A 25,690-nucleotide genomic window follows, 5' to 3' on the forward strand; every position below is an offset into this window, starting at 1 on the left:
AATAAAAAAGCAGCCTCGCGGCTGCTTTTTTTTCCAACTGCGCTTGCTTAAACTACGGCGCCGTCGGTCTCGTCTTTTTCCTTGACCGGCTTGATCAGGTCTTCGCGCTTCACGCCCAGCCACATGGCCACGGCAGCAGCAACGAACACGGAAGAGTAAATACCAAAGCAGATACCGATGGTCAGCGCGATGGCGAAGTAGTGCAGGGTCGGGCCGCCCAGGAACAGCATCGACAGCACCATCATCTGGGTACAACCGTGGGTGATGATGGTACGCGAGATGGTGGAGGTGATTGCGTTGTCGATCACTTCATGCACGGACATCTTGCGCTGCTTGCGGAAGTTCTCGCGGATCCGGTCGAAGATAACCACCGATTCGTTGACGGAGTAACCCAGCACCGCCAGCACGGCGGCCAGCACGGTCAGCGAGAATTCCCACTGGAAGAAGGCGAAGAAGCCCAGGATGATCACCACGTCGTGCAAGTTCGCGACGATGGCGGCCACTGCGAATTTCCATTCGAAGCGGATGGCCAGGTAGATCATCACGCCAACCACCACCATGATCAGGGCGTTCAGGCCGTTCTGCGCCAGCTCATCGCCGACCTGCGGGCCGACGAATTCAACCTTCTGCAGCGACACGCCTTCGGAACCGTCGGCATGGATACAAGCGCTCTTCATTTCATGGGCGCCCTTGTCGGTCACCTTGTCGACCGACTTGACGCTGCCCTGCTCAGCCTTGCACAGCTCGCTGAATACCTTGGCAGCTGTATCGGCAGCGGTGGTGCCTGCCACGTTCGGCAGGCGGATCAAGGCGTCGCGCGCCGTGTCGATGCTCGACACCTCAGGGTGGTAGCCCAGCCCGGTCAAGGTCTCGCGCACCTTTTCCAGGTTGGCTGCCTGCGCGTACTTCACTTCCATCACGGTACCGCCGGTGAACTCCACCGAGAAGTGCAGGCCCTTGGTGGCCAGGAAGAACACTGCTGCCACGAAGGTCAGCGCCGAAATCACGTTGAAGACCAACGCGTGGCGCATGAACGGGATGTCTTTACGGATGCGGAAAAATTCCATCTCTATTCCTTAGTTCGCAGGTTTCCAGACGGTGCCGATCGACAGCGACTGCAGTTTCTTCTTACGGCCGTACCACAGGTTCACCACGCCGCGCGAAACGAAGACTGCGGAGAACATCGAGGTCAGGATGCCCAGGCTGTGCACCACGGCGAAGCCGCGCACCGCACCGGAACCGAACACCAGCAGCGCGATACCCACGATCAGGGTGGTCACGTTGGAGTCAAGGATGGTGTGCCAGGCGTGCTCGAAGCCGGCGGCAATCGCCGACTGCGGGTTGGCGCCATTGCGCAGCTCTTCGCGGATACGCTCGTTGATCAGCACGTTGGCGTCAATTGCCATGCCCAGCGCCAGCGCGATAGCCGCGATGCCCGGCAGGGTCAGCGTGGCTTGCAGGCGGGACAGCACAGCGATCAGCAGCAGCAGGTTCACTGCCAGCGCCAGCACGCTGAAGGCGCCGAACATCATGTAGTAGATGATCATGAAGACCGCGATGGCGGCAAAGCCGTACATCGTGGAGTGGAAGCCCTTGGCGATGTTTTCAGCGCCCAGTGCAGGACCCACGGTACGCTGCTCGATCACTTCCATCGGCGCGTAAAGGGCGCCGGCGCGCAGCAGCAGCGCCAGTTCGGCGGAGTTCTCCGCGCTGCCCATGCCGGTGATCTGGAAGCGGCTACCCAGTTCGCTCTGGATGGTCGCCACGGACAGCACTTCGGCCTTCTTCTTTTCGAACAGCACGATGGCCATCTTCTTGCCGACGCGATCGCGGGTTGCATCGCGCATCTTGCGGCCACCGTCGCCGTTCAGGTCGATGCTGACGGCAGGCTGCTGGTTCTGGTCGAAAGTGGCGGTTGCGCTGGAGATGTAATCGCCGGTCAGCACCACGTCCTTGGACAGCACGACAGGCACGCCTTTGCCAACGGTGAACAGTTCCGAGTTGTACGGAATCGCAGCGCTCAGCTCAGTGCCAGGGGTGACGGTTTCGTCGACCATGCGCACTTCCAGGGTGGCGGTACGGCCGATGATGTCTTTCGCGTGCGCAGCATCTTGCACGCCTGGCAGTTGCACCACGATGCGGTCAGGGCCTTGCTGCTGGATCACCGGCTCGGACACGCCGAGTTCATTCACGCGCTTGCCCAGGGTGGCAATATTCTGCTGCACGCCGTTGTCCAGGGTGGCTTTCAGGGCCGCCGGCTTCAGCGTCACGACCAGGCGCAGTTCGTCGCCTTCGGTGGCGTCGACCACGTCCATATCCGGCTGCTGGTCCTTGATGATGCCCTTGGCCTGCTGGCGCAGTGCATCGTCGCGGAACTTGACGATGATGGTGTCGTTCACGCGGTCGATGCCGGCGTGGCGCACATTCTTCTCGCGCAGCTGGTTCTTGATGGCAGCCTGGGTACCCTGGATACGCTTGGTTACCGCAGCCTTGGTGTCAACCTGCATCAGGAAGTGCACGCCGCCGCGCAGGTCCAGGCCCAGGTACATTGGCAGTGCGCCCACGGCGCGCATCCAGTCCGGCGTATTCGATACCAGGTTGACGGTAACGACATAGGTCGGGTCGTTCGGGTCCGGGTTCAGGCCTTTTTCAAGCGCCAGGCGGCCCTTGAACTGGGCGTCGGTATCGGCAAAGCGGGCGCGCACGTAGGTATGCATGCCGGAGCCGTCCAGCGCTACGCCGTCATTCTTGACGTTAGCCTGTTTCAGCAGCGAGTCCACCTGGGTCGCCAGGGCATTCGTGACCTTGACAGTGGCCTTGGCGCTGGTGATCTGCAGTGCAGGTGTCTGGCCGAAGTAGTTAGGCGCCGTGTACAGGGCGCCAAGCAGCACCACCACGACGATAAGGATGTATTTCCAGATTGGATAACGATTCATAGTCTTCAGCGTTCAGGCGTGGGCGGCGGTTCGCCCCCGCTCCGGTTATCACAGGCTCTTCAGGGTGCCTTTCGGCAGCTGGGAGGAAATGGCGTGCTTTTGCACCCAGACTTCGGTGCCCTGGGACACTTCGATGGCCACGTTCTGGTCGTTCACCTTGGTCACTTTGCCCATGATGCCGCCGATGGTCACCACTTCGTCGCCCTTGGCCAGGGCTTCCATCATGGCTTTCTGCTCTTTCGCGCGCTTTTGCTGCGGGCGAATCATCAGGAAGTACATCACCACAAACATCAGGATCAGTGGTGCGAAGGTGGTCAGGCTGCCCATGGCGCCGGCGTCGGCTGCGGTTTGGGCGTATGCGTTGGAAATGAACACGGTGACTCCAGTTGTTCTAGTTGAAAACGAGTTAAAAAATCAAGCGGTGTATTCTAGCACCGCACTTGCTGCCGACCTATATATAGGCGACTTGTCAGGATTTAAATACCACGCGCGCGATCTGCGTGGAATTGCTGGACCCAGTCCGGGAAGCGGTCCGCGTCCAGGGCATCGCGCATCTGCTGCATGATGTCGAGGTAGTAATGCAGGTTGTGGATGGTGTTCAGGCGTGCCCCCAGGATCTCCTGCGCGCGGTGCAGGTGGTGCAGGTAGGCGCGGCTGAAGTTGCGGCAGGTGTAGCAGGAGCAGGTCGGGTCCAGCGGCTCCTTATCATCCTTATAACGCGCATTCTTGATCTTGACGTCGCCAAAGCGGGTGAAGATCCAGCCGTTGCGGGCATTCCGGGTCGGCATCACGCAGTCGAACATGTCGACGCCGTTGGCCACGCCGTTCACCAGGTCTTCCGGCGTGCCGACGCCCATCAGGTAGTGCGGCTTGTTCTCCGGCAGGCGCGGGCCGACGTGCTGCAGGATGCGCATCATGTCTTCTTTTGGCTCGCCGACGGACAAGCCGCCGATGGCCAGGCCCGGGAAGTCGATTTCCTGGAGGCCTGCCAGCGATTCGTCGCGCAGGTTTTCGTACATGCCGCCCTGGACGATGCCGAACAGTGCGTTCGGGTTCTCGCCAGCCTTGAACTCATTCATCGAGCGTTGGGCCCAACGCAGCGACATGCGCATCGACTTCGCCGCTTCTTCCAGCGTGGCCGGACGGCCATCGATTTCGTACGGGGTGCATTCGTCGAACTGCATCACGATGTCGGAATTCAGCACGCGCTGGATCTGCATCGAGATTTCCGGCGACAGGAACAGCTTGTCGCCGTTGATCGGCGAATTGAAGGTCACGCCTTCCTCGGTGATCTTGCGCATTTCGCCCAGGGAGAACACCTGGAAGCCGCCGGAGTCGGTCAGGATCGGCTTGTCCCAGCCCATGAAGCCGTGCAGGCCGCCGAACTTGGACATTACGTCGTTACCGGGGCGCAGCCACAGGTGGAAGGTGTTGCCGAGGATGATCTGGGCGCCGATTTCCTTCAGCTCCAACGGCGACATGGCCTTGACGGAGCCGTAGGTACCGACCGGCATGAAGATCGGGGTCTGCACCTCGCCGTGATTGAGCTTGACCGTGCCGCGGCGGGCGTGGGTCTTGCCGGTGGTGTCTTTTTTGATGAGTTTAAATTCCAGCATCGGTATTCCTTATGCTCTGTTGTGCGTCGTCAGCAGCATAGCGTCGCCATAGCTGAAGAAGCGGTATTCGTTCGCGATCGCGTGCTGGTAGGCATGGCGGATCTCGGTAAAGCCTGCGAAAGCGCTGACCAGCATCAGCAGGGTCGATTTAGGCAGGTGGAAGTTGGTGATCAGCCGCGTCACCGTCTTGAATTTGTAGCCCGGAGTGATGAACAGGTTGGTGTCGCCGCTGCCCGCTTCCAGGCTGCCGCCCTGGGAGGCCGATTCCAGCGCGCGCAGCGAGGTCGTGCCCACCGCCACCACGTCGCGGCCGGCGGCGCGCGCTTCACGCACGGCGCCCACGGTTTCCTGCGGCATGGTGTACCACTCGGTATGCATCTTGTGCTCGGCCAGGTTTTCGGTGCGTACCGGCTGGAAGGTGCCGGCGCCCACGTGCAGGGTCACGTAGGCGAACTTCACGCCCTTGGCGCGCAGCTTGTCGAGCAGCGCTTCATCGAAATGCAGGCCGGCGGTTGGCGCCGCCACGGCACCCGGCACCTTGTTGAACACGGTCTGGTAGCGGGTTTCGTCCACTTCGCCAGGCGCGTGCTCGATATAGGGCGGCAGAGGCAGGCGACCGTACTGCTCGATCAGGTCGAACACATCTGCCTCGAAATGCAGGGTATAGAACTCGCCGGCGCGCTCGCCCACCGTCACGTCGAAGGCATCGGCCAGGCGGATCTTCACGCCGGGGCCGGGCGACTTCGAGGCACGCACCTGGGCCAGCACGGTGCGGGTGTCCAGCACGCGCTCCACCAGCGCCTCCACCTTGCCGCCGCTGTCCTTGACGCCGAAGAAACGGGCCTTGAGCACGCGGGTGTTGTTCATCACCAGCAGGTCGCCAGCCTGGAGCAGGTCGACGATGTCGGTGAACTGGCGGTCGTGCAGAGTCTTGCCGTCCACGTGCAGGAGGCGCGACGCGCTGCGGTCCGGCAGAGGAAATTGCGCAATTCGCTCTGGCGGCAAGTTAAAATCGAAGTCGGATAGCGAGTACATTGACGGACTACTAAAACTGTTGGGCAACCCTCTATTTTACGATACCTGCCCAAAATTCACGCAAAAATGCCGGAACCGAAGCAAAAAAAGCCCGCAGCACCAAAAAAACCGGCCGCCACCGCCGAGAGCAAGCTTGCCAAGCTTGGCCTGCGCACGGACATGGACCTGGTGCTGCACCTCCCCATGCGCTATGAGGATGAGACGGAAGTCCTGACGATCCGCGAGGCCTGCATGCGCGGCGGCGAAGTGTCGCAGGTGGAGGGCGTGGTCACCTCCAACGAAATCGCTTACAAGCCGCGCCGCCAGCTGCTGGTGCATATCGCCGACGAAACGGGCGATATCCAGCTGCGCTTCATGAACTTTTACGGCAGCCAGGTCAAGCAGTTGGCCGAAGGTACCCGCGTGCGGGCGCGCGGCGAAGTGCGGCATGGCTTCTTCGGCGCCGAGATGGTGCACCCGGCCTACAAAATCGTGAACGAAGGCGCGGCGCTGCCGACTTCCCTGACGCCGGTCTACCCTTCCGGCGAAGGCCTGTCGCAACTGGTGCTGCGCCGCGCGATCGCAGACGCAATGAAGCGCGTGGACTGGACCGACACCCTGCCGCCGGAAATCATCAAGGCCATGCGCTTGCACCCGCTCGAGGCGGCCGTGCGCACCTTGCACTACCCGCCGGCCGAGATCGACGAGAATGCCCTGGTCGATCGCAGCCACCCGGCCTGGACCCGCGTGAAGTTCGACGAACTGCTGGCACAGCAGCTTTCCCTGAAGCGAGCGCAGCGCGCACGCCGGGCCAAGGGCGCCGCGGTACTGGGCAAGGCCGGCTCGCTGTCGTCGGCCTTCGAAGCCTCGCTGCCGTTCAAGCTGACGAAAGCCCAGCAGCGCGTGCTGAAGGAAATCCGCGCCGACATCAAGCAGCCCTACCCGATGCAGCGCCTGCTGCAAGGCGACGTAGGCAGCGGCAAGACCATTGTAGCCGCGCTGTCGGCCGCGCAGGCAATCGACAGCGGCTACCAGGCAGCGCTGATGGCGCCGACCGAGATCCTGGCCGACCAGCATTTCCGCAAGATCGCGGCCTGGCTGGAACCGCTGGGCGTGAAGGTCGCGTGGCTGACCGGCAGCCTGAAAAAGAAAGAGAAGGAGGCCGCTTACGCGCTGGTGGAATCGGGCGAGGCGCAGCTGGTGATCGGCACCCACGCCATCATCCAGGATACGGTGCAGTTTGCAAAGCTCGGCCTGGTGATCGTGGACGAGCAGCACCGCTTTGGCGTTGGCCAGCGCCTGACCTTGCGCAACAAGGGCAATGGCGACAATGTGCCGCACCAGTTGATGATGTCCGCCACGCCGATCCCGCGCACCCTGGCCATGACCTACTACGCCGACCTGGAAGTATCGGTAATCGACGAGCTGCCCCCCGGCCGCACACCGATCGTCACTGCCGTGGTCGACCAGAACCGCCGCGACGAAGTGATCGCCCGCGTCCATGCTGCCGCGCTGGAAGGTCGCCAGGCTTACTGGGTCTGCCCGCTGATTGAAGAATCGGAAGCGCTGCAGCTCCAGACGGCAACCGAAACCTACGAGACCCTCGCTGCCGCCCTGCCCGACCTGCGCGTCGGCCTGGTGCACGGCCGCTTGAAGCCAGCTGAAAAGGCGGAGGTGATGGACGCATTTGTCGCCGGCGATATCCATGTCCTGGTCGCGACGACCGTGATCGAAGTCGGCGTCGACGTACCGAATTCCTCCTTGATGGTGATCGAACACGCCGAACGCTTCGGCCTCTCGCAACTGCACCAGCTGCGCGGCCGCGTGGGCCGAGGTTCGGCAGCGTCGGTCTGCCTGCTGCTATACCAAAGTCCGCTCGGCCCGATCGCCAAGCAGCGCCTGATGACGATGCGCGAAACCACCGATGGCTTTGAGATCGCGCGCCGCGACCTGGAAATCCGCGGCCCCGGCGAATTCCTGGGCGCGCGCCAATCCGGCCAGGCCATGCTGCGCTTCGCCGACCTGGAGACCGACGGCTGGCTGGTCGACCAGGCGCGCGACGTGGCGCACGCGCTGCTGCATGAGGCGACGCCCGCCAACAAGGCTACGGTGGAAGCCCACCTGGAACGCTGGCTGGGCGGCCGCGAAGAATTCCTGAAAGTTTGACAAAGCGGGCGCCAGATTGCGGGCGCTGCTGTGAAATTTTCCGCTCCCGTTAAGCAAGGAGCGGATATGACGGCCGCGAGCTGCTCGGCTGTACCACCTCGACACCTTCGACTTGCGGCGTCAGCAAATTCTCCCACGTTTTCGGCGACAGTGTGGATCTCAGTGCCAACCACATTGCAGATTCGGACAATGGCGGCTCGGACTGGTATTGGTCGGAGGTCCGGCACGATACCGGCATAGCGTCTCATTCAACCTGCGCCATGCTTGTTGCCGGCTTGCTGCTCATGGGTTTGCTAGCGCCACGCGCCGGCTTTCCGGTTCAGCGCTCAAAGATGCAGCTAACGTAATCCTGCACCACAAGCTGCATGCGATCGGTGTTGCCAATCTGGCCGGGGAACCTGGAAGCGGTCCGGTTCGCGCAGAGGTCTGAGCGCTGGCGCATGCGGTCGATGCACTCCGATTCCGACAGGCCGTACTTGTTGCGTGCGCAGGCCCTTTCCAGTTTGCTGCCCACATCCTTCAACATGCTGACGTCGGCGCTCGATGCCTGCAGCACCGCATTCGCGACCGCTGCGCCAGAATCCGGCTCCTGCTCGGCCTCGACGACTTGTACCTTCTCCGCCTCGCCGTTTTTTTTGCGATGTTCGAGCACTGTATTCAAGCCCCATCCCAGCGCAACAACGATGGCGACTTTAACTACCAAGCCAAGGTTCCAGCTGTGCTTGACCGGTACGGATTCGGGGCCGGCCCGCATACGCTCGCGCATGCGCGGGTCTAATGCTGGCTCTGCTGGACTCCCTGCCTTGGCATAGCAAACCCCGCAAGCAGGGCATTGCCATTCGGGACTAGTCGCATCCTTTGGACGCAGGTGGTCGCACTTCGGGCAAATAATTGTTCTATCCATAGCCTCGCCTGGGCAGCGCCCGTTACTTCTTTTTCGTTAGTGCCTCATACAGAGCATTCTGGTTGAATCCTCTTACCACGCTCTTGTCGTAGACGACGAAGGCTGGAACGGCCTCGGTATTGAGCAGCTTCAGCATCCGATAGCATTTCTCGCTCTTGTGGATGTCGCATTCGGACCTGGTGGCACTTCGGGCACACAACTTCGTTAACATAGGCTGCCAATCAATTCCTGCTTGTCGGCGTGGCGACCAGCGACTCCACCTCCGCGGTCAGCGAAATGATGCGGGGGAGGCCATCGACCAGCGCGATCTCGGCTTTCTGCTTGCTGAGCGACTCCATGCGTTCTCCCGGCAGCAGCACCACCTCCTTTGCCACGTCGCGCGCCGTGGCGCTGTGGCCATTCGCGGCCAATGACACTTCACGGTTGCTGACCTCATACGTCGATTGCAGCTGCACCTTCCAAAGCTCTTCCAGCATGGCCTTGTATTCGTTCACGCTCATGCGCGAAAGGCCGCCGCCCCGGCCGGGCATCGAGACCATGATCATGGCATTCGGCGCGAAATTGGTCATCAGCCGGTCGGCGTCGTGGCGCTGGACCGAGGTTTCCACACTCTCCATCACCGTGAGCACTTCGGCCTTGGTGAGCCGCTTGCCGCTGCAGGCCACCATGGCGGCAAGCACCGTGGCAATTATTGCAATTTTTTTCATATACGCAATGATACATTATGTGACATGTGTCGCATAAACTCCTTGCCTTGGTGCGACACATGTCGCACAATGCAGTGAAACGTCACAAGGAGCTCCCATGGCCATTCCATCCATTACCGAATTAACGCTGCTCAAGGCACTTTGGAAACAGCATCCGCTCAGCGCCCGTGAAATCCATGACCGCGTGGAGGAAGAACTGGCCTGGTCCTTCTCTTCCACCCGCAAGACCCTTGAACGCATGCTGGAGAAAGGCATGATCAGCCAGCATTCCGCCCATGGCATGAACGTATACGCGCCAGTGGCCGAAAAGGTTGAAACGCTGGCGGAATTTGCCCACGATTTCAGCCATCGCGTGATGGAAATGAACGCGCCGCTGCCGGTGAACATGTTTACCGGCTCCAAGCTGGTCAACCAGCATGAGTTGAAAGAGCTGGAGCAACTGCTCAGCGAATGGCCGGAAGACAAGGAGTAAATAATGTTCGCCCTGGTATTCCTGCAGGCGAGCATCGTTAGCCTGCTGACTGGCGCCGGCGCCTGGCTGTTGCTGCATGCCGCCGCGCGCGCCTGGCCCGGACTTGAGGCGAGGCGGACACCGTGGCTGCTGGCCGCCGCCGCCATCGCCGGCACCCTGGCGCTCGGCCTGCTTCCCTCGGCCGTCCGGCCGAGCATCGTTCCCGCCATCGAGCTGCCCGGAGTGCGCGCCGCCGCCAATCCCGGTCCCGGCCACGCCCCTGCCGGCGTGCTGGCCACCGACCAGGGCGCAGCCGGCAACGATGCCGGCTTCGACGACGGCGATGCCGCATTGATCGCGCCATCCCCCGCCCTGCTCTGGCTCGGCTATTCCTGGCTGGCCCTGTACACCGCCGGACTTGCAGCAACAGCAGCAAAATGGCTGCGCGCCAAGCGTCACCTGGACGCGCTGTTGGCCGCCTCGACGCGTCTTGACTGTGCAGCCCTTGCCGCCCATGCAGGCTTTGAATCCCTGCACCGCAACCTGCCGGAAGTGCGCGAAATCGACGCCCCGATCGGCCCCATGCTGGCGGGCCTCGCGCGCCCAGTCCTGCTGCTGCCGCGCCACCTGCGCGACTTCGACCCGGCACAACAACGCCTGGTGATAGAACACGAACTCACCCACCTCGCCCGCCGCGACCCGCTTTGGATGCACGCCAGCTTCCTGCTGCAAGCGATCCAGTGGTTCAACCCGATGGTGGCCCGGCTTGGCAAGCGGCTGGCCTGGGCGCAGGAACTGGGTTGCGACCGCAACGTACTGCAGGGTCTTCCTCCCGCACAGCGCCGTCACTACGCCGCAGCCCTGGTGACGCAAATGCGCACGCAAGCCTTGCCCGACCATGGCACTGCCCTGGCCTTCGGTAGCCGCACGGTCGATGCCGTCGCCGCCCGCATCCGCATGATCCGCGACGGCGTGCCCGCCATGCCGCGCGCCGTCAACTCCGCCCTGAGCTACGCCGCCCTGCCTGCCGTGCTGGCCGCCAGCGTCTTGCTGCAGCCGGCGCTGGCCTGGCGCCTCCACGATGCCGCCCCGGCAGCCCAGCCAGCGCCTGCCGCAGCTGCGCAGCCTGCCGGCCTGCCGCATTGGCAAGCCCCCATGGAAAGCATGCGTGTCAGCGCGTTCTTCGGCATCCTGCACGCTCCCACGGGCCGGCTGCACAGAGGCATGGATTTCGCAGTCCCGACCGGCACCCGAATCGTGGCGCCCGCCGAGGGCGTGGTCATCGCCTCGACCAATCGCTACGCGGGCGAGGACAAGTGGGGCGAACTGATCGTCATCGAACACGCGAACGGCCTGCGGTCCTTGTACGCCCACATGGACAAGCGCATGGTCAGGCTGGGCGAACGCGTCGCCGCCGGCCAGCAAATCGGCACTTCCGGCGCCAGCGGCAAAGCCACCGGTCCTCACCTGCACATGGAAGTCAGCCTCGATGGCGACAACATCGACCCGCAAGCCGTGCTAGGCAAGCTCGAAGGCAACGCCACCAGGACCGCGCTGCGACGCCTGAAGGCAAGCCGCGCCAGCTAATCCACCCCGCCGCCACTGACCACATGCCGCGCGCTGCCCGGCAGTGGCGGCGCTCGTCCCAAGGAAACGCGATGTATAAGATTTTCATGCTTGCCGCCGCGCTGGCAAGCCAGGCCGCATCCGCACAACAGGTCATCGAGATCAAAAGCGCAAAGCTCGACCAGCGCAAGGAAGACACGGCCAGCACCGTCGTCCTGAGCCGCGAGGAGCTGGCCGCGCATGGCGACCGCACCGTGGCCGACGCCTTGCGCCGCCTGCCCGGCATTACCATCGGCGACAGCGCCGGCATTCGCATGCGCGGCCTTGGCAAGGGCTATACGCAAATCCTGCTGAACGGCCAGCCCGCACCCAATGGTTTCTCGCTTGACAGCCTGCCGCCGGAAGTGATCGAACGGGTCGAAGTCCTGCGCACCGCGTCCGCCGTGCTGGGCACGCAAGGCATCGCCGGCACCATCAACATCGTGCTGCGCAAATCCGTCAGCCGCGGCAACCGGGAAATACAGCTCGGGATGGACAGCCTGCACGGCGCATGGTCGCCGCGCCTCGCCGTGCAATCCACCGGCAAGGCGGATGGCTGGTCGCATAACGTCAGCGCCGTACTGTCGCGCAGCAGCACGCCTGCCGAGCGCAGCATCACCGACAGCGCACCCGGCATGCTGCGCACCATCCGTTCACACGAGAACAACGTTGGCGACTCGCTCAACCTCAGTACGCGCCTGGGCTGGACCAGCGCCGGTGGCGACAGCCTCGCCCTGCACACCATCGCCACCGTGAACCGCCGCGACATCGGCTACCACTCGCAAGAGGCGGTGCAGCTCGGCGCACCGGGCGACTTTGCAGCAGTGCAAAGCCGCTTCCGCATGCGCGGCCATTTCCTGCGCAGCGAGCTGACATGGCAACGCAGCCTGGGCAGCGGTGCGCAATGGGAGCTCAAGATAGGCGGCAACACCGCGCCGCGCGATACCGATTTCGATTTCGTCGGCTTGCCGCTGGCCGGCCCTGGCCCGACCGTGCGCCATGTCGACGGCGACATCCGTGAACACGGCTTCAACTACGGCGGCAAGTATTCCCACCCGCTCGGCAACGGGCATGCACTGGTAGCAGGCTGGGACGGCTCCGCTCTCGATCGCATGCAGACACGCATCGAGCATGAATACAACCATGCCGGAGCGCTCAACTTCCTGCGCGACGACCGCTACGATGGCCGCATCGGCCGCCTGGCAGCTTTCGCGCAGGATGAATGGAAGCGCGATGCCGACTCGTGGTCTGCTGGCCTGCGCTGGGAAACCATGCGCACCGACGCCCACGACCGCAATACGGCGCCGGTACGCCAGCGCAGCACCGTCGTCAGCCCTGTGCTGGAATGGATGCGCAAGCTTCCCGGCGGCAGCCAGTTGCGCGCCGGCGCCAGCCGCAGCTACAAGGCGCCCAATATGCTCGACCTGATCCCGCGCCGCTTCACCTCGGACAATAACAACAGCCCGACCAATCCCGACACCCAGGGCAATCCTTCCTTGCGGCCCGAACTGGCATGGGGCTTTGATGCCGGCATCGACTACTATTTCGCCAAGGACAGCCTGCTCAGCGCCAGCATCTACGCGCGCGATATCGACAACGTGATCCTGCCCACGCTGTACCGCGACGGCGAACGCTGGGTCAGCATGCCGGCCAACCATGGCGGCGCGCGCGTGCACGGCCTCACACTGGAGCTGCGCAGCCCGCTCACGGCTTCGTTATCCATGCGCGCCAACGCCACCTTCAACCGCTCGCGCCTCGACAGCGTACCCGGTCCCGACAACCGGCTCGCGGCACAAACCCCGCTGAGCAGCAGCGCCGCCCTCAGCTACCGGCACGCCGCGTTCACGCTCGATGCCGAGTTTTCCTATGAAGCCGGCGGCCCGAGCCGCGATTCAGCCAGTTTCGTTTCCAGCGCCCCCTGGCAGCGCAAGCTGGACCTGCGCGCCACCTGGAAGCTGTCGCCGCGCCAGGAATTCCGCCTGGCCTTGACCGACGTGCTGCATCCCGACCGCGCCAGCAGCGACCGTTACGAGGGCCTTGCCTGGCGCCAGACCACTATCAGCACGCGCGGCGGCACGACCTTGCGGCTGAACTATAAGCAAAACCTCAACTAACGAAAGACTTATTGTCTGTTACTTACGAATTTGCCAGAAAGCATGTTGTTATGCGAAACTCGCCCGCTATGCCAAAGATCACCAACATCCTCCTGATGGCCATGCTGGCCGCCGCCAACTTCGTGCAGCCCGCCGCCGCGATGCCCGAGCCATTGGACATCCCGCCGCCGCAGGAAGAGAAAGAGCCGAAAGAGTCGCTCCTGCGGCAATGGCGCCTGCCACTGGAAGGCGGCCGCGTCAGCAGCTTCTTCGGCGCCGCCCGCGGACGCCGCGCACACGGCGGCATCGACTTCTCCGTGCCGCACAATACGCCGGTGATGGCCACCAACGACGGCACCGTGGTGGCATCCGGCATGGGCTACCTGGGCGACCGCAAATACGGCAACGTGGTGGTGATCGAACATGAAGGCGGGCTGCGCTCGCTGTACGCCCACCTGAACAAGCGCAATGTGAGCGTGGGCGACAGCGTGACTGCCGGAGAATTGATCGGCCTGTCCGGCGCCACTGGCCACGCCACCGGTCCGCACCTGCACCTGGAAGCGTACCAGGACGGCACCCGCATCGACCCGAATCGCTTCATGCTGGCCAACCTGGAAGACAACGCCCTGCCGTCCGCCATGAACGCCAAGCGCACCGGTGTCGAAGAAGTCCCGCCGGCGCCGCACAAGGCCGGCAAGGGCAGGAAGGGCAAAGCCGCGCGCGACGCCGGCGACAGGTCTTCAAAGAAGAAAACCCAGGTGGCCCAGAAAACCGGCAAGTCCCGCAAGCAGGCTTAACGGGATTTTGCCTCGTTCAGGGCGGCAATCAATTCGTTATAGTCCAAGCCCTCATGCAGGCGCTTGCCGCGCACGACGAACAGGGGGAAGCCGGTTCCGTGCAAGCGATCGAACCGGTCCTTGCAATGAAGGTCGCCTTCAACGTCGCACTCGGTAAAAGGGATGTCGTTGGCGGCGAAGGTCTCTTTTGCAGCCTTGCAGTAGCCGCACCAAGGCGCGGAATACAGCACGATGTCGGCCCGTTTTGCTCCCGCAGCTGCGGCCTGCAAGCGTTCGTCAACAGTCTCCATGGCCGTGTTGCCCTCAGCATCCGGGCCGCGCATTTGCGAAAGGTACTTGGTAACGCCCCATCCAGCCGCGACGAATAGAATGATCTTGAACAGTGGCCCCCAATTCCAAGCTTGCTTCACTTGCACAGGCGCAGGAGTATAACGCGCTGCCGCGGAGGCAGAAGGTTCATTGGCCTTGGCATAGACAACGCCGCATGAAGGACATTGCCACTCGGGATTGGTGGCATCCGGTGGCCGCACCTGGCTGCACTTCGGGCAAATAATGGTCTTGGACATACAGGCTCCGAATAAAGTAACTAGAGTTCGGCCCTCAGGCTGCCGCGTACCGCAAACCGGTGCGCTAGCCCCAGTGCATTGACGGGCGTGTCGCTGCAAATCCTGAAACCGACGTAATCGCCAGCCGGCTCCAGCCAGGCCTGCTTTTGCGCGTCGACTACCCGCCAGGCGCCGTCGATATAAAGTTCGGCCCAGTTATGATAGTCGCCGGGCACCGGCGCCATATCCCGCGGCGCCACATATCCGCCCAGTACGCGCGATGGAATCCCGCTCGCCCGGGCCAATGCGGCCACTAATTGCGCATATTCGGTGCAATCGCCGCGCCGGTGTTCTAGCGCGTACAATGCCCCGTAATCGTCCGACAAATAGCCAGCATAATTCAAATTGTCGCGCACCCACTCGAAAATCTCGCGGGCAGTCGCCAGCGCCGTCGCTGCTTTCAACTGCTGTGCAAGCACCTGGATAGCCGGGTGGCCGGTTTCGATATATCGCTCTGTCCGCAGCCATTCGCCTGGCTGGCCTGCCGGCGAGGGCATCGAACCATCCGCCATGTCGACCGTCACGGTCAGGCCCAGTTGCTTGCGGCCATATGGCGGAAACGAGTCCAGCTTAAGTTCCAGCCAATTATGCCCCAGCCGGTCGGTCTGCAACGTATGCTGCGCAGCCAGTTCGACACTGCGCAGCTTCTGGCCCCGCTCCAGGTTCGCCGGCAGGTAGCAGAGGAACTGCTGCGTCCCAAGCGCCTCGCCGCCAGGGTTGCTCAGCGCAAGGCTAAAGCGCAGGCGGCGCGTCGCACTGGCTGCAATGGCCGGCCCAGCGGGCAGCGCCAGCAGCACCAGCGCTCCGGTCGAGAGTACAAATTGGCGCCTGTGCATGGCGCCTCAACCGTTGCATGGAGGCTTGCGCGGCCCACGGGCATGCGCCTGCCAGACCGCTCGCTGCTCGCGCAAGCGCAGCGCAAATTCGTCCTGTCCTCCCGTATAAGCCAACAGCGGTATCGGCGCAAGCGCCTGTCGCAGAGCCTGGATCTCGCCGTCCGTGGTGGCCGGCGGCATCGCCAGTACCACCACGTTCAGCGGGCTGCCCCTGGTTTCCTTCTTGCGCCGCTCGAGCACGGCGCGGATTGCTTCCGGCGTCGCCTTGGCAATCGGCACCGCAAACGACAATTCGCGCTTGAAGCGTTCCGGCGGCACTGCCAGCAGCACGACATTATCCAGGTCCTGCCCTTCGGCCCAGAACTCCTCGGCACTTAGCCGTGCCAGCGAGGCAGACGATGGGGCTGAGCCGTCAACGGGCAGGCCGGCATCCATCCAGGCCGGCATGCCGCCCCGCAGGACGCGCACCTGGCTGTAGCCATTGGCACGCAAAACCGCGCAGGTTCGGAAGTCATCGCCCTCCGCCTTGCCTGAGCCAATCAGAAGGACCGGCTTGTCGCGCCAGTGGTTCTGGGTGCGCAACTGGGAAGCCGTGACCCCGATCGCATCCTGCGCATGGAAACGTTCAAATTCCGAGGACGCCCGCAAGTCGGCCAGCACCAGGCCAGGCTGCCGCAGGTAGTTCGCTGCCGCGGCTGGTGCAAGCGCACAAGTGAAGTCCGGCTGCTTTGCCTGGGCCGCCCCGGCTTGCCCTGCAGCCCCTGTCGGTGCTTCCTGGTTCCCGCGGCAGACGGCTGGTGGAATGCCCTTCAACGCGTCCGGCATCTCGCTGCCGGGGCGCACTTGCGCCTGCGCGTCGAAGGAAAAGTGGAACAGCGCTGCGGCCAGAAGGCTTCCCGTGTTACGTGCAATCTTCATTTTTTCTCCTGAACCTGCGGTTTTGCTGCCTGCCCTGGCACCGCCGCCTCGTTGAAGTCAGCCGGATAGGTGAACACCCACTCGGAATATTTGCTACGGCCCGCAAAGCCAAAGTCATCCGCCTCGAAGTTGGCTTGCTTGATCGGCCGCCGTTCCGACAGCGAGTGCACGCCGACAATACGCCCCGCCACCTTGAGCAGCCCCCATTCGGCGCGGCCCGTCATCGGGTCGACGAAGACCTTGCGCAAATGGCGGCGCACTCCCGGCACACGCGGATCGGTCAGCAAGTCCTCAAGCGACGCGGGGTACTCCTTCACGTTGCTCGCCTCGTGGTAACGCTCGATCGCCGTGCGGAACTGGCGGCCGATGGCCAGCAACTGCTGTTCCCTGTCGCGCTGCGCGGCGGTAGCGTCGATCTCGGCCGCGACTGTCAAGCCAATGCCCATCAGCGCCACCAGCAACAGCACCCACAGGTAGCTGAACCCGCTTTGGCGCCGCGCCTTAGAAACTCTCATACGGCGTTCCATCCTTGGCCGCTCCCCCGGCGCCGCTGCGCACGTCGCCAATGCCCTGTTCGCCGGGATCACGCGCCGGCAGTGTGACCCAGGTCATCGCCGAATCGGTCACAGGGTCGACCGGCACTGCGCGCAGGTATCGGCGCTCAACCAGCTGCTCCAGCGAATCAGGATAGCGGCCATAGTCCGCATGGTGCTTGTCCAGCGAGGCACGCAAGACTTTCAGGTTTTCCTTGAGCGCGACCTCGCGCGAGCGGTCAACGGAGCCGAGATAGCGCGGCAAAGCTACCGTCAGCAGCACGGCAATGATGGCCAGTACTGTCAGCAACTCGACCAGGGTGAAGGCGCCCTGGCGGGCAGTATGCGAAGTATTCACCATTGCTTGTATCGCACTCCATTCATGCCGACCTTTTCGGAGCGCGAATAGACATCGAATACGTCTTCGCCCGCACGCGGGTCGTCGGGTGGCGATGCATAGCTGCGCAGTCCCCAGCCGTTTGCCAGGCCGTCCTGCATTGGATCGCCAGGCAGCCGGCGCAGGAAATAGAGCTTGCGTCGTCCCAGGCTGCGCTGGTCATCCACGCCTTCCACCAATTGTTCCAACGTCTTGGGATAGCCCGATTCGCCCAGGCGCACGAGGATCCTGCCCTGGTCGGCAGCGCGCTTGTAGGCGTCCAGCGCGTCGCGGATTTGCGTCAGAGCCGCGCGCAACTCGCGCTCACGGTTGCGCTGTGTCGCGACCTGGGCCATCGGCACCGCCACCAGCACCAGCACCGCCATGATCGCCAGGGTCATGAGCAATTCGACGAAGCTAAAGCCGCCCTGCCTGCGCATGGCATGCCTCATTGTACGATGCGCAGCACGTGCTCGACCGGCAGCGGCGCCAGGCTTGCGGGCGCCGGTTCCGGGCTGGCCGACAAGAGCTGGACGCGGCTGTCGCCAGCGCGCAGCGCCATGAAGGTCACCGCAACCAAGGTTCCCATGCCGTTCACGCCGGCGTCCTTGCCGCCTTGCGACTGGCGCACCGTGGCCGCGAAGATCTTGCCTTGCGCAGCGTCGAGGCGCTGGTTGAAACTGGTCTGGCCCTTGTCCTGGCGGAAGAAGTCGCCTTCCTGTACCCCAGCCACCTGCAATACTTTCGGATCGAAGCCGAGCAGCAGCGGCATGCCGCGCAATGCGTGCTGGCTGGAAGTGCGCAGCACCACGGTGAACTGCTCGCCCACCTTGACCTGCGGCGGCCCTTGCCAGTTGAAGTTCAGCCCTACCGGGCCGCTGGCCGCCGGCTGCGCGCCAGGCGTCGCCGCGGCAGGCGAGGCAGCCGGTACTGCGCCGGCAGATCCTTCGGCCGCCAGCGCCTTGCCGTCCGCCGCAGGTGCCGGCTCCACCTCGGACAGGGACAGTGACGGCGCTCCGACGTTCGTCTCCGTGCCGGAATCGAATTCGGCCGACAGCATGTCCGGACGGCGGATCGCCCGCACCACGTGCGGCGTGATCGACAACAGGATTTCACTACGCTGGGTGTCATCCTTCTGGGTGCCGAACAGGCGGCCTGCGATCGGTAACTGGCCCAGCAACGGCACCTTGTTGCCGCTGGAACGGTCTTCGTCGCTGATCAGGCCAGCCAGTACCTGGGTTTCGCCGTCCTTCAGGCGCAGCACCGTGTTGGCGCCGCGCGTGCCGATTTGGTAAGTCAGCGTGCCGGTCTTGCTGATGATCTCGCGTACCAGGTTGGATACTTCCAGGTTGACCTTGATGCCCACTTCGTCATCCAGGTAGATCAACGGTTCCGCTTCAAGTTTCAATCCGACGTCGACGTAGCTGACCGACTCCGTGACGAAGCCCGTCGCCAGAGAGGTGGTGGTAATCACCGGCACGCGGTCGCCGATCTGGATCTTGGCCTTTTCCTTGTTGCGCACACGGATGCGCGGATTGGCGAGGATGTTGCCGTTCTGATCCTCCGCGCGGGCGTTGACAGTGACGCCGCCAATGGTGGCGCCGATGGAGTCGCTGTTCAAGCTACGCAACTTCGACAAGGTCAACGGATTGGTGGCGGACTGGAGCGGCGCCAGGCTTAGCTGGCCCGGCCACTGGATGCCGAGTTCCATCAGACGCGATCGCTTCACTTCCATGATCTCCACATCCAGAACGACTTCCGGGTCGGCAAGGTCATGCAGCGCCACCAGCTTCTCCGCCATCTGGATCGCTTCCGGCGTATCGCGCATGACGATCACGCCCAGGCGCTCGTCCACCACCAGGTCGCGCGTCTTGAGGATGGTCTTGATCGAGTTCGCCATGGTCTTGGCGTCGGCATTGGTCAGGAAGAAGCTGCGCACGGCCAGGGTCTGGTAGTCCTTCTGCTTTTGCTGCGTGCTCGGATAGATCAGCACCGTATTCTGGTTCAGTACTTTCTGTTCCAGCTGGTTGGTGACCAGCAACACGCGCAGCGCGTCCTCGGTAGTGGTCTGCTTGGCAAACACTGTTACCTTGAGGTCGGGCCGGATATCCTTGTCATAGAAGAAGTTCAGGCCCGACACCTTGGCCACCACTTCCAGCACGGACTTGAGCGGCGCCTCGCGGAATTCGAGCGAGATCGGCTTGCGGAAGGCCGGACCCAGCTTGCCCTCGCCCTGGCGCTCCTTGGCGCGTGTTTCGTCGATGCGGGTCTTGAGCTGCAAGGCTTCGCGCTGCAGCGGATTTTCAGCCAGGACCGGGCGCAGCTTGTCCAGCGCGGCCGTCATGTCGGTGCTGCCGCCCTTGCGCACCAGGGCATCCACTTCAGCCAGCACCAGCTTGTGCCGACGCGCCATGACCACGCTTTCCATGCCCTGGCGCGCCATGGCGTTCTCGGGATCGAAAGTCTGCAATTCACGGTATGCCTTTTCCGCTTCGCTCAGGCGCCCTTCGCGGCGAGCGGTTTCGCCCGCCGCCAGCAAGCCATGGGTTGCCGCCGAACGCTGGCTCGCCAGTCCAATCCTGTATTCCGCATTTTTCGGCGACAGTTTGACCGCTTCCTCCAGCCGGGCCAGGCCCTGGGCATGCTTGCCTTCAGCCAGCAAGGCATTGCCATCGCGGTAGGCCTGCATGGCGCCGCAGCCGGCCAACAGCACGGCGGCGAGGAAGGCAACGCACAGACGCGCCAGGTGGGGGTATGGCATTTTCATTCTCGTATTCATCGTTTACAGCGAACCGCCAAGGTCCAGCGATTGCAATTGATTCAGCGGCAGGTAGCGCAGTTGCATGGTTGTCGGGCCGATGCTTTCCACTTTGTAGTGCTCGGCCACCGTGTCGCCCACCTTCACCGCCAGGTTCTGCTCCTGGTAGAACAGGAAAACAGTCGCCACCGTCCCATCCTGGTGACGGCCAAAGACTTTGAAAGGCGGCGGCGGCATGGACGGCTGCGGCGGCGGTGCGGCGGCGGCCGGAACCGGCGGACCGGGCTGCGCCGCAACCGGCAGCGCATTCCATGATGGCGCCGCGAACAGCGCACGCTCGTCCTGCTCCGCGTCTTCACCGTCGCGCGGGCGCAGCGCCAGCACGTCAAGCTCGGCGCCCTGGGCCGCAACGGCAGGGCGCTCGCTGCGCGCGGTGCGGGCGGCCGGAGCCGATACCGCATTGGCCGGTTCTTCATCCGACGGTGCGAACCACGCCGCCAGCAAAGTCGCCGCGAGGGCGCCGCCCAGCATCATTTGCTTCCGCGTGGCCTTCATTGCGCACCTCCCGGCGGTGCCTGCACCAGCAATACCCACTCCATGCGCGTTTCCAGTTGCAGCGAGTCCGACTGCTGGCGTTTGTATTGCAGCGACTCCAGCGCCAGCATGCGATGGCGGCGCAAGGCTGCCGCGACAAAATTGTTCACGGCCGGTGCCGTGCCCACCACGGGAAGGCTCAGGCGATAGCGTGTAAAGCCTCCCGCGCTGTCATCCTGCAAGCGATACTGGCCGCGTTGCAGGACCAATCCTTCTGCAGCGGCCAGCGCCAGCAGGTCTTCGACAACTTGCGGCGCCTCCTGCACCGGTTTCAAGCCGCTGTCGAAAGCGCGCAAGCGGCTGCGCGCATCGTCCACAGGCGCCTGTACCAGCGGCGCCGCCGGCTTATCCTGCTGCCGCGACTGGAGCTGCGCCAGGTGCGCCGCAACTTGCTGCCGGCCATGCCAGGCCCCGGCAGCCAGGGTTGCGCCCACGATGGCAGCCACGCCGGCCCAACCGGCAATGGCCAGGCCGCGCGCCGCAAGGCGCCGCCCTTCCCACACCAGGCGGGCGCTGGCCTGCCCGAGTTGATACTGCATGTTCATTCCCGCCATACGGCCTCCACGGTGAAGCGGTACGGTTGTCCGGGAGCCTCCGGCGCCACCTGGTGTTCGCTCAAATAGGCATCCTTGAAGTGCTGGCCTTGCGCAACAAAGGCAGCGTAGCGTGCCATGTCGGCGCCGGTCCGGGCTTCGGCCTGGATGCGCAGGCGTCCAGCACCTGCAGCCTGTCCGCCGCCGACGTCGACCCCGAGCACAGCCACTTGCAGTTCCTGCGGCGGCACCAGGGCGCGCAACACCGGGCCTACTGGCTGGTTCAGTTGGCGGATGGCGGCATTGACCGCCGGAATCCGCGCCAGTTCATCACGGTTCCACGCAACTGGCGCTGGTGCGCTGCGCTGCGCGGCGCGCGCCGCCAATTGCTGCTTTGATTCCAACTGCTGCGCGGCCTGCCTGACCTGCCATGCCTGCTGCCCCCATGCCCCAGCCAAGGCCACGCACACCATGGCAACCAGCCATGCCGGGCGGGTGTCCCCTGGCCGCGCAGCGACGCCATCGAGGCTGCCCGCATGCTTCGAGCGTGCCGCCAGCACCAGCGCCGGCGGCACGCCGTCCATCCCTGGCAGGGCTGCCGCTTCAAATGGGGAACCTGGCGCGATCGTGCCGCCAAGGTCGAACAGGCAAACCTGCTCCAGCGTTGCCAGCTGCGGATCGCGCAGGCACAACCTGCGCCATAAGGCCGACAGTTCCTGCCCAGCGCCGGCAGGGCCGGCGGAACGCGTCGTCACCTCGAGGATGTTGCGTGCGCCATGCGCCAGCGTCATCGCCGCCCCCTCGAGCACGGCCAAGGCAGCGGGTCCAGTGCCGCGCTTGCGCGGCAGTTGCGACCAGGCCGCCAGCGAGCGAGCCTGCACGGAGCGCAAGGGAGCGCCTGTCCGAGCCGCGAACTGGCGCAGCGCTTCCATGACTTCGGCTGGATAGCACAGCACCATGCGGGGCGCTCCGAACGGCGCGTCGTCCAGCACTACGGTGTCGGCCGCCCCGACCTCGATCCCGGCCTGCACCAGGTGCTGGCGCGCCAGTTGCGCCGCGTGCGCAGGCACTGCCACGACGGAATTCCAGGGCATGACGGCCGAGCCCAACCAGCTGTCCGGCAGGACAACGTGAATGGCTGCTGGCACGGCGCCGGGCTCAAGGGACTCCAACGCTTGCGCCAGGAGCGCGGCGTGGCTCAGCGCAACGCCATCCATCGCAGCAAACGGCAAATGGCGCACGCTGTCGGCCTGCCAGCCATTCGCAGCAGTCACGCCAAGGTCGATGCCTTGCCCGCCGACCGCCAGCACCAGGGTGTTTGGCTTAACCTGTAACACGGCCCACCTCCTCCAGCGTGGTTTCACCGTCCTGCACGGCCTGCAGCGCCGCCGAGCGCAGCGAGATCAGCCCGCTCTTGGCCGCCTGCTCCTTCAGTGCGGAAATCGGCGCCTGCGCCACGATCATTTCGCGCAGCGTATCGTCGATCAGCATCACTTCCGCCACCGCCTTGCGCCCCTTGTAGCCGGCGCCGCGGCACTGGCCGCAACCGCAGCCGGCGCGGAAACGCCAGCCCTGCACGTCCTGCGGGGTCAAGCCCGCTTCCGCCAGTTGCGCGGCATCCGGCGTCACGTCTTCGGCGCAATGCGGACAATTCACGCGCAGCAGGCGCTGCGCCACAATGCCGTTCAGGGCGGCCGCGAAACTGTAGCCATCCACGCCCATGTGCAGGAAACGTCCCAGCACGTCGAACACATTGTTGGCGTGCACCGTAGTGAACACCAGGTGGCCGGTCAGCGCCGCTTGCACGGCAATCTGCGCCGTTTCATCGTCGCGGATCTCACCCACCATGATCTTGTCCGGATCGTGACGCAGGATCGAGCGCAGGCCGCGTGCGAACGACAGGCCCTTCTTCTCGTTGACGGGAATCTGCAGCACACGGGGCAGGCGGTACTCCACCGGGTCTTCGATGGTGACGATCTTGTCGCGTCCGGTGTGGATTTCGGTAATCGCCGCATACAGCGTGGTGGTCTTGCCCGAGCCGGTAGGTCCGGTCACCAGCAGCATGCCGTGCGGCTTGGCTGCCAGCCGGCGGATTGCGGCGATGGCCGGCTGGGCAAGGCCCAGGTGTTCCAGTCGCAGCGCACGCGCCTCTTCGGTCAGCGATTGGCGGTCCAGCAAGCGCAGCACCGCATCTTCGCCGAAGATGTTCGGCATGACCGAGACACGGAAGTCGATCTCGCGCGCGTTGACGCGCACCTTGAAACGTCCATCCTGCGGGACGCGGCGCTCGGCGATATCCAGGTCGGCCATGACCTTGATGCGGGAAACAATCTGCTCCGCCATGTCCTGGCCCTGCACCTGGGTAATCGGCACCAGCACGCCGTCGATGCGGTACAGCACATGCAGGCAGCCGGCGTCGCACTCGAGGTGGATATCGCTGGCCTGCAGCTTCAAGGCGTCGTACAGCGTGGAGTTGACCAGCTTGACCACGGCGCTCGATTCACTGTTGATGCTGGCCAGGGTAATAACGGCCGCGACTTCTTCATCATCGTCGCCGGCATGGTCGGCCTCGAAGCCGTCCATGGCACGCAGCTGCTGCTCCTGCCGCACGAAGAAGGCTTGCAGCTCTTCCGGCAGCACCAGGGCCGGCGCTGGCGCAGCCTGGCCACAACGGCGCAGCGCCCACTCCTCGGCCGCGCCGTCGAATGGGTCCGACAGCAGCAGCCAGCGCTGGCCACCGACGTCGCTGGCGACGGCCAGGCCGCGCTGCACGCACTCGGTGTATGGAACCAATTCGAAATCGGGCTCCATGGCCTGCAGCTCCGCCATGAAGACCGCGCGATAGCCGAATTGCTGCGCCAGGGCAGCCAGCACCACCTGTGCCGACCAGCCCGAAACCTGGGCCAGCGCAGCGGGCAAGGACATATCCTGCGCGGCACACAATGTGCGCGCCTGTTCGAAATGCGCAGCGGTGAGCTGCAGGGGCGGGGCTTCACGCGTCACTGCAAACTCCCCGCCAGGTCAAAGATAGGCATGTACATCAACACCACCACCGAGCCGATCACCAGCCCGATCACCATCATCAATACCGGCTCGAGCAGGCGCGATGCCCAATCGACCCAGCGCGAAAATTCATCGTCGGCAAAGCGCGCCGCACGCTCCAGCATGTCGCCCATCTGGCCGGAACGCTCGCCGACCTTGACCAGCGACTCGGCCACCTCACTGGCCAGTCCGGCCGCCACCAGGGCCACCGACAAGCTTTGCCCCTGTTCGACCGCCAGCCGGCTGCTCGCCAGCCTTGCCTGTTGTTCAGGCCCCAGCAAGCCTTGCACCATGCCCATGGCACGCGCCAGCGGGATGCCGGCCGCCAGCAACAGGCTGAGTGCGCGGTAGAAGCGGGCCAATCGGAATTCATTGGCGCGCGCCGCCAGCCATGGCATGCGCAGCACCTGTTCCAGCAGCCAGCCACGGCCCTGTGGCCGCGCCAGCGTCCAGACCGCGGCGGCAATCACAGTCGCCAGCACAGTCAGGCCGCCCTGCCAATGCTGGTAAAGCGTCTTGCCGAACGCCAGCAGCATGGCCGACATCCAAGGGATCTCGCGCCCGGAGGATTCGTACACCACGGAGAAGCGCGGCACCACGTAGCCAAGCAGGAACAAGGTAACGAAGCCGCCCACGCCCAGCAGCATGGCCGGGTAGATCGCAGCCGACACCAGCTTCTTGCGCAGGGTCTCGAACTGCACCTGGTAGGCGACGTAACGCGTCAGCGCCTGCGGCAGGTCGCCGGTGCGCTCGGAGGCGCGGACGGTCGCTACATAAACTTCGGAAAAATGTTGCGGCATGCCCGACAGGACGTCGGACAGGTTGCGCCCTTCGCGCAGCGCCTCCAGCAGCTGGCCCAGTACGGCGCGATGGGCCTCATGGCGTTCCTTGGCATGCAGCGTGGTCACTGCCTCGGCCAGGTTCATGCCGGCCTCCAGCAAGGCCAGAAGCTCCTGGCTGAAGCGCACCAACGGGAACGGCGCGCGCGATGAGGTGCCGCCGGCTACCTCCGCCAGCGGCGTTTCGATTGACAGCACGCGCAAGCCTCGTCCCGCAGCGCGGCGCACTGCCTCTGCTTCGGAGAGATCGGTGAATTCCAGCGACTGCCGCCGCCCATCCGCGCCCTGGACCGTCAGGAGCAGGCGGGAACTGCGCACACCGCCGGCACCAGGACGACTGCTTGCTTGCATCTTGCCAAATATAATT

The 25,690-nt window shown here is 64.1% G+C and carries 24 protein-coding genes; 5 read left to right on the forward strand and 19 right to left on the reverse strand.

Annotation, left to right across the window (positions count from 1 at the left end):
* Window positions 1-47 precede the first annotated feature (47 nt).
* The 5 genes from secF to queA form a co-directional block, all read right to left on the reverse strand.
* A complete protein-coding gene (gene secF, locus ACN9MZ_RS28865) occupies window positions 48-1,067 on the reverse strand; it encodes a protein translocase subunit SecF (RefSeq protein ID WP_426340204.1) in 1,020 nt (339 codons plus the stop codon).
* Window positions 1,068-1,076: 9 nt separating this feature from the next.
* On the reverse strand, window positions 1,077-2,936 hold the full coding sequence (gene secD, locus ACN9MZ_RS28870) for a protein translocase subunit SecD (protein WP_426340205.1): 1,860 nt from the start codon (window positions 2,934-2,936) through the stop codon (window positions 1,077-1,079).
* 48 nt (window positions 2,937-2,984) lie between these two features.
* Complete coding sequence (gene yajC / locus ACN9MZ_RS28875; RefSeq protein WP_090445410.1) at window positions 2,985-3,311, reverse strand: preprotein translocase subunit YajC; 327 nt, start codon at window positions 3,309-3,311, stop codon at window positions 2,985-2,987.
* Between the two features lie 101 nt (window positions 3,312-3,412).
* Window positions 3,413-4,552 carry a tRNA guanosine(34) transglycosylase Tgt gene (gene tgt / locus ACN9MZ_RS28880; protein WP_057262553.1) on the reverse strand — a complete coding sequence of 380 codons (1,140 nt, stop codon included), beginning with the start codon at window positions 4,550-4,552 and terminating at the stop codon, window positions 3,413-3,415.
* A 9-nt stretch (window positions 4,553-4,561) separates the two neighbouring features.
* The gene (gene queA / locus ACN9MZ_RS28885; RefSeq protein WP_426340206.1) at window positions 4,562-5,587 is read right to left on the reverse strand and encodes a tRNA preQ1(34) S-adenosylmethionine ribosyltransferase-isomerase QueA; all 1,026 of its coding nucleotides are present in this window, start codon (window positions 5,585-5,587) and stop codon (window positions 4,562-4,564) included.
* Window positions 5,588-5,653: 66 nt separating this feature from the next.
* Here queA and recG point away from each other — a divergent pair, with 66 nt between their 5' ends.
* Window positions 5,654-7,732 (forward strand): ATP-dependent DNA helicase RecG, encoded by a 2,079-nt coding sequence (gene recG / locus ACN9MZ_RS28890; protein WP_426340207.1) that lies wholly within the window; start codon window positions 5,654-5,656, stop codon window positions 7,730-7,732.
* Between the two features lie 319 nt (window positions 7,733-8,051).
* Here the strand turns inward: recG and ACN9MZ_RS28895 are convergent, their stop codons facing one another.
* Together ACN9MZ_RS28895 and ACN9MZ_RS28900 are read right to left on the reverse strand one after the other, a co-directional pair.
* The gene (locus ACN9MZ_RS28895) at window positions 8,052-8,498 is read right to left on the reverse strand and encodes a hypothetical protein (RefSeq protein ID WP_426340208.1); all 447 of its coding nucleotides are present in this window, start codon (window positions 8,496-8,498) and stop codon (window positions 8,052-8,054) included.
* Between the two features lie 359 nt (window positions 8,499-8,857).
* Complete coding sequence (locus ACN9MZ_RS28900; protein ID WP_426340209.1) at window positions 8,858-9,343, reverse strand: hypothetical protein; 486 nt, start codon at window positions 9,341-9,343, stop codon at window positions 8,858-8,860.
* Between the two features lie 97 nt (window positions 9,344-9,440).
* Here ACN9MZ_RS28900 and ACN9MZ_RS28905 point away from each other — a divergent pair, with 97 nt between their 5' ends.
* The 4 genes from ACN9MZ_RS28905 to ACN9MZ_RS28920 all read left to right on the forward strand — a co-directional run bounded on the left by ACN9MZ_RS28905 (window position 9,441) and on the right by ACN9MZ_RS28920 (window position 14,289).
* Window positions 9,441-9,815 (forward strand): BlaI/MecI/CopY family transcriptional regulator, encoded by a 375-nt coding sequence (locus tag ACN9MZ_RS28905; protein WP_426165976.1) that lies wholly within the window; start codon window positions 9,441-9,443, stop codon window positions 9,813-9,815.
* Between the two features lie 3 nt (window positions 9,816-9,818).
* Window positions 9,819-11,381, forward strand: a complete 1,563-nt coding sequence (locus tag ACN9MZ_RS28910; RefSeq protein WP_426340210.1) for a M23/M56 family metallopeptidase — start codon at window positions 9,819-9,821, stop codon at window positions 11,379-11,381.
* Window positions 11,382-11,452: 71 nt separating this feature from the next.
* Window positions 11,453-13,513, forward strand: coding sequence for a TonB-dependent receptor plug domain-containing protein (locus tag ACN9MZ_RS28915; protein WP_426340211.1), 2,061 nt, complete (start codon window positions 11,453-11,455; stop codon window positions 13,511-13,513).
* 68 nt (window positions 13,514-13,581) lie between these two features.
* Window positions 13,582-14,289, forward strand: a complete 708-nt coding sequence (locus tag ACN9MZ_RS28920) for a M23 family metallopeptidase (RefSeq protein ID WP_426340212.1) — start codon at window positions 13,582-13,584, stop codon at window positions 14,287-14,289.
* Here the strand turns inward: ACN9MZ_RS28920 and ACN9MZ_RS28925 are convergent.
* The 12 genes from ACN9MZ_RS28925 to ACN9MZ_RS28980 are packed head-to-tail and all read right to left on the reverse strand — an operon-like array spanning window position 14,286 to window position 25,674.
* On the reverse strand, window positions 14,286-14,855 hold the full coding sequence (locus ACN9MZ_RS28925) for a glutaredoxin family protein (RefSeq protein WP_426340213.1): 570 nt from the start codon (window positions 14,853-14,855) through the stop codon (window positions 14,286-14,288). The genes ACN9MZ_RS28920 and ACN9MZ_RS28925 overlap by 4 nt on opposite strands.
* A 20-nt stretch (window positions 14,856-14,875) precedes the next feature.
* Window positions 14,876-15,730: a transglutaminase-like domain-containing protein gene (locus tag ACN9MZ_RS28930; RefSeq protein WP_426340214.1), complete on the reverse strand. Its 855-nt coding sequence runs from the start codon at window positions 15,728-15,730 to the stop codon at window positions 14,876-14,878.
* 6 nt (window positions 15,731-15,736) lie between these two features.
* Window positions 15,737-16,648 carry a rhodanese-like domain-containing protein gene (locus ACN9MZ_RS28935; protein ID WP_426340215.1) on the reverse strand — a complete coding sequence of 304 codons (912 nt, stop codon included), beginning with the start codon at window positions 16,646-16,648 and terminating at the stop codon, window positions 15,737-15,739.
* On the reverse strand, window positions 16,645-17,163 hold the full coding sequence (locus ACN9MZ_RS28940; protein ID WP_426165995.1) for a type II secretion system protein: 519 nt from the start codon (window positions 17,161-17,163) through the stop codon (window positions 16,645-16,647). The genes ACN9MZ_RS28935 and ACN9MZ_RS28940 overlap by 4 nt, the downstream gene beginning before the upstream one ends.
* Complete coding sequence (locus ACN9MZ_RS28945; RefSeq protein ID WP_426340216.1) at window positions 17,150-17,542, reverse strand: type II secretion system protein; 393 nt, start codon at window positions 17,540-17,542, stop codon at window positions 17,150-17,152. Before ACN9MZ_RS28945 ends, ACN9MZ_RS28940 begins: the two co-directional genes overlap by 14 nt.
* The gene (locus ACN9MZ_RS28950) at window positions 17,536-17,997 is read right to left on the reverse strand and encodes a type II secretion system protein (RefSeq protein ID WP_426340217.1); all 462 of its coding nucleotides are present in this window, start codon (window positions 17,995-17,997) and stop codon (window positions 17,536-17,538) included. The genes ACN9MZ_RS28945 and ACN9MZ_RS28950 overlap by 7 nt, the downstream gene beginning before the upstream one ends.
* A gap of 8 nt (window positions 17,998-18,005) precedes the next feature.
* Window positions 18,006-20,318, reverse strand: coding sequence for a secretin N-terminal domain-containing protein (locus tag ACN9MZ_RS28955; protein ID WP_426340218.1), 2,313 nt, complete (start codon window positions 20,316-20,318; stop codon window positions 18,006-18,008).
* A gap of 21 nt (window positions 20,319-20,339) precedes the next feature.
* Window positions 20,340-20,870, reverse strand: a complete 531-nt coding sequence (locus ACN9MZ_RS28960) for a hypothetical protein (RefSeq protein WP_426340219.1) — start codon at window positions 20,868-20,870, stop codon at window positions 20,340-20,342.
* Window positions 20,867-21,448 (reverse strand): hypothetical protein, encoded by a 582-nt coding sequence (locus ACN9MZ_RS28965; protein WP_426340220.1) that lies wholly within the window; start codon window positions 21,446-21,448, stop codon window positions 20,867-20,869. Before ACN9MZ_RS28965 ends, ACN9MZ_RS28960 begins: the two co-directional genes overlap by 4 nt.
* Before the next feature lie 2 nt (window positions 21,449-21,450).
* On the reverse strand, window positions 21,451-22,779 hold the full coding sequence (locus tag ACN9MZ_RS28970; protein WP_426340221.1) for a hypothetical protein: 1,329 nt from the start codon (window positions 22,777-22,779) through the stop codon (window positions 21,451-21,453).
* Window positions 22,766-24,445 (reverse strand): GspE/PulE family protein, encoded by a 1,680-nt coding sequence (locus ACN9MZ_RS28975; RefSeq protein WP_426340222.1) that lies wholly within the window; start codon window positions 24,443-24,445, stop codon window positions 22,766-22,768. Before ACN9MZ_RS28975 ends, ACN9MZ_RS28970 begins: the two co-directional genes overlap by 14 nt.
* Complete coding sequence (locus tag ACN9MZ_RS28980) at window positions 24,442-25,674, reverse strand: type II secretion system F family protein (protein WP_426340223.1); 1,233 nt, start codon at window positions 25,672-25,674, stop codon at window positions 24,442-24,444. Before ACN9MZ_RS28980 ends, ACN9MZ_RS28975 begins: the two co-directional genes overlap by 4 nt.
* Window positions 25,675-25,690: the final 16 nt, after the last annotated feature.

Source organism: Pseudoduganella sp. S-14, from assembly GCF_049913285.1.
Classification (GTDB): Bacteria; Pseudomonadota; Gammaproteobacteria; order Burkholderiales; family Burkholderiaceae_D; genus Rugamonas.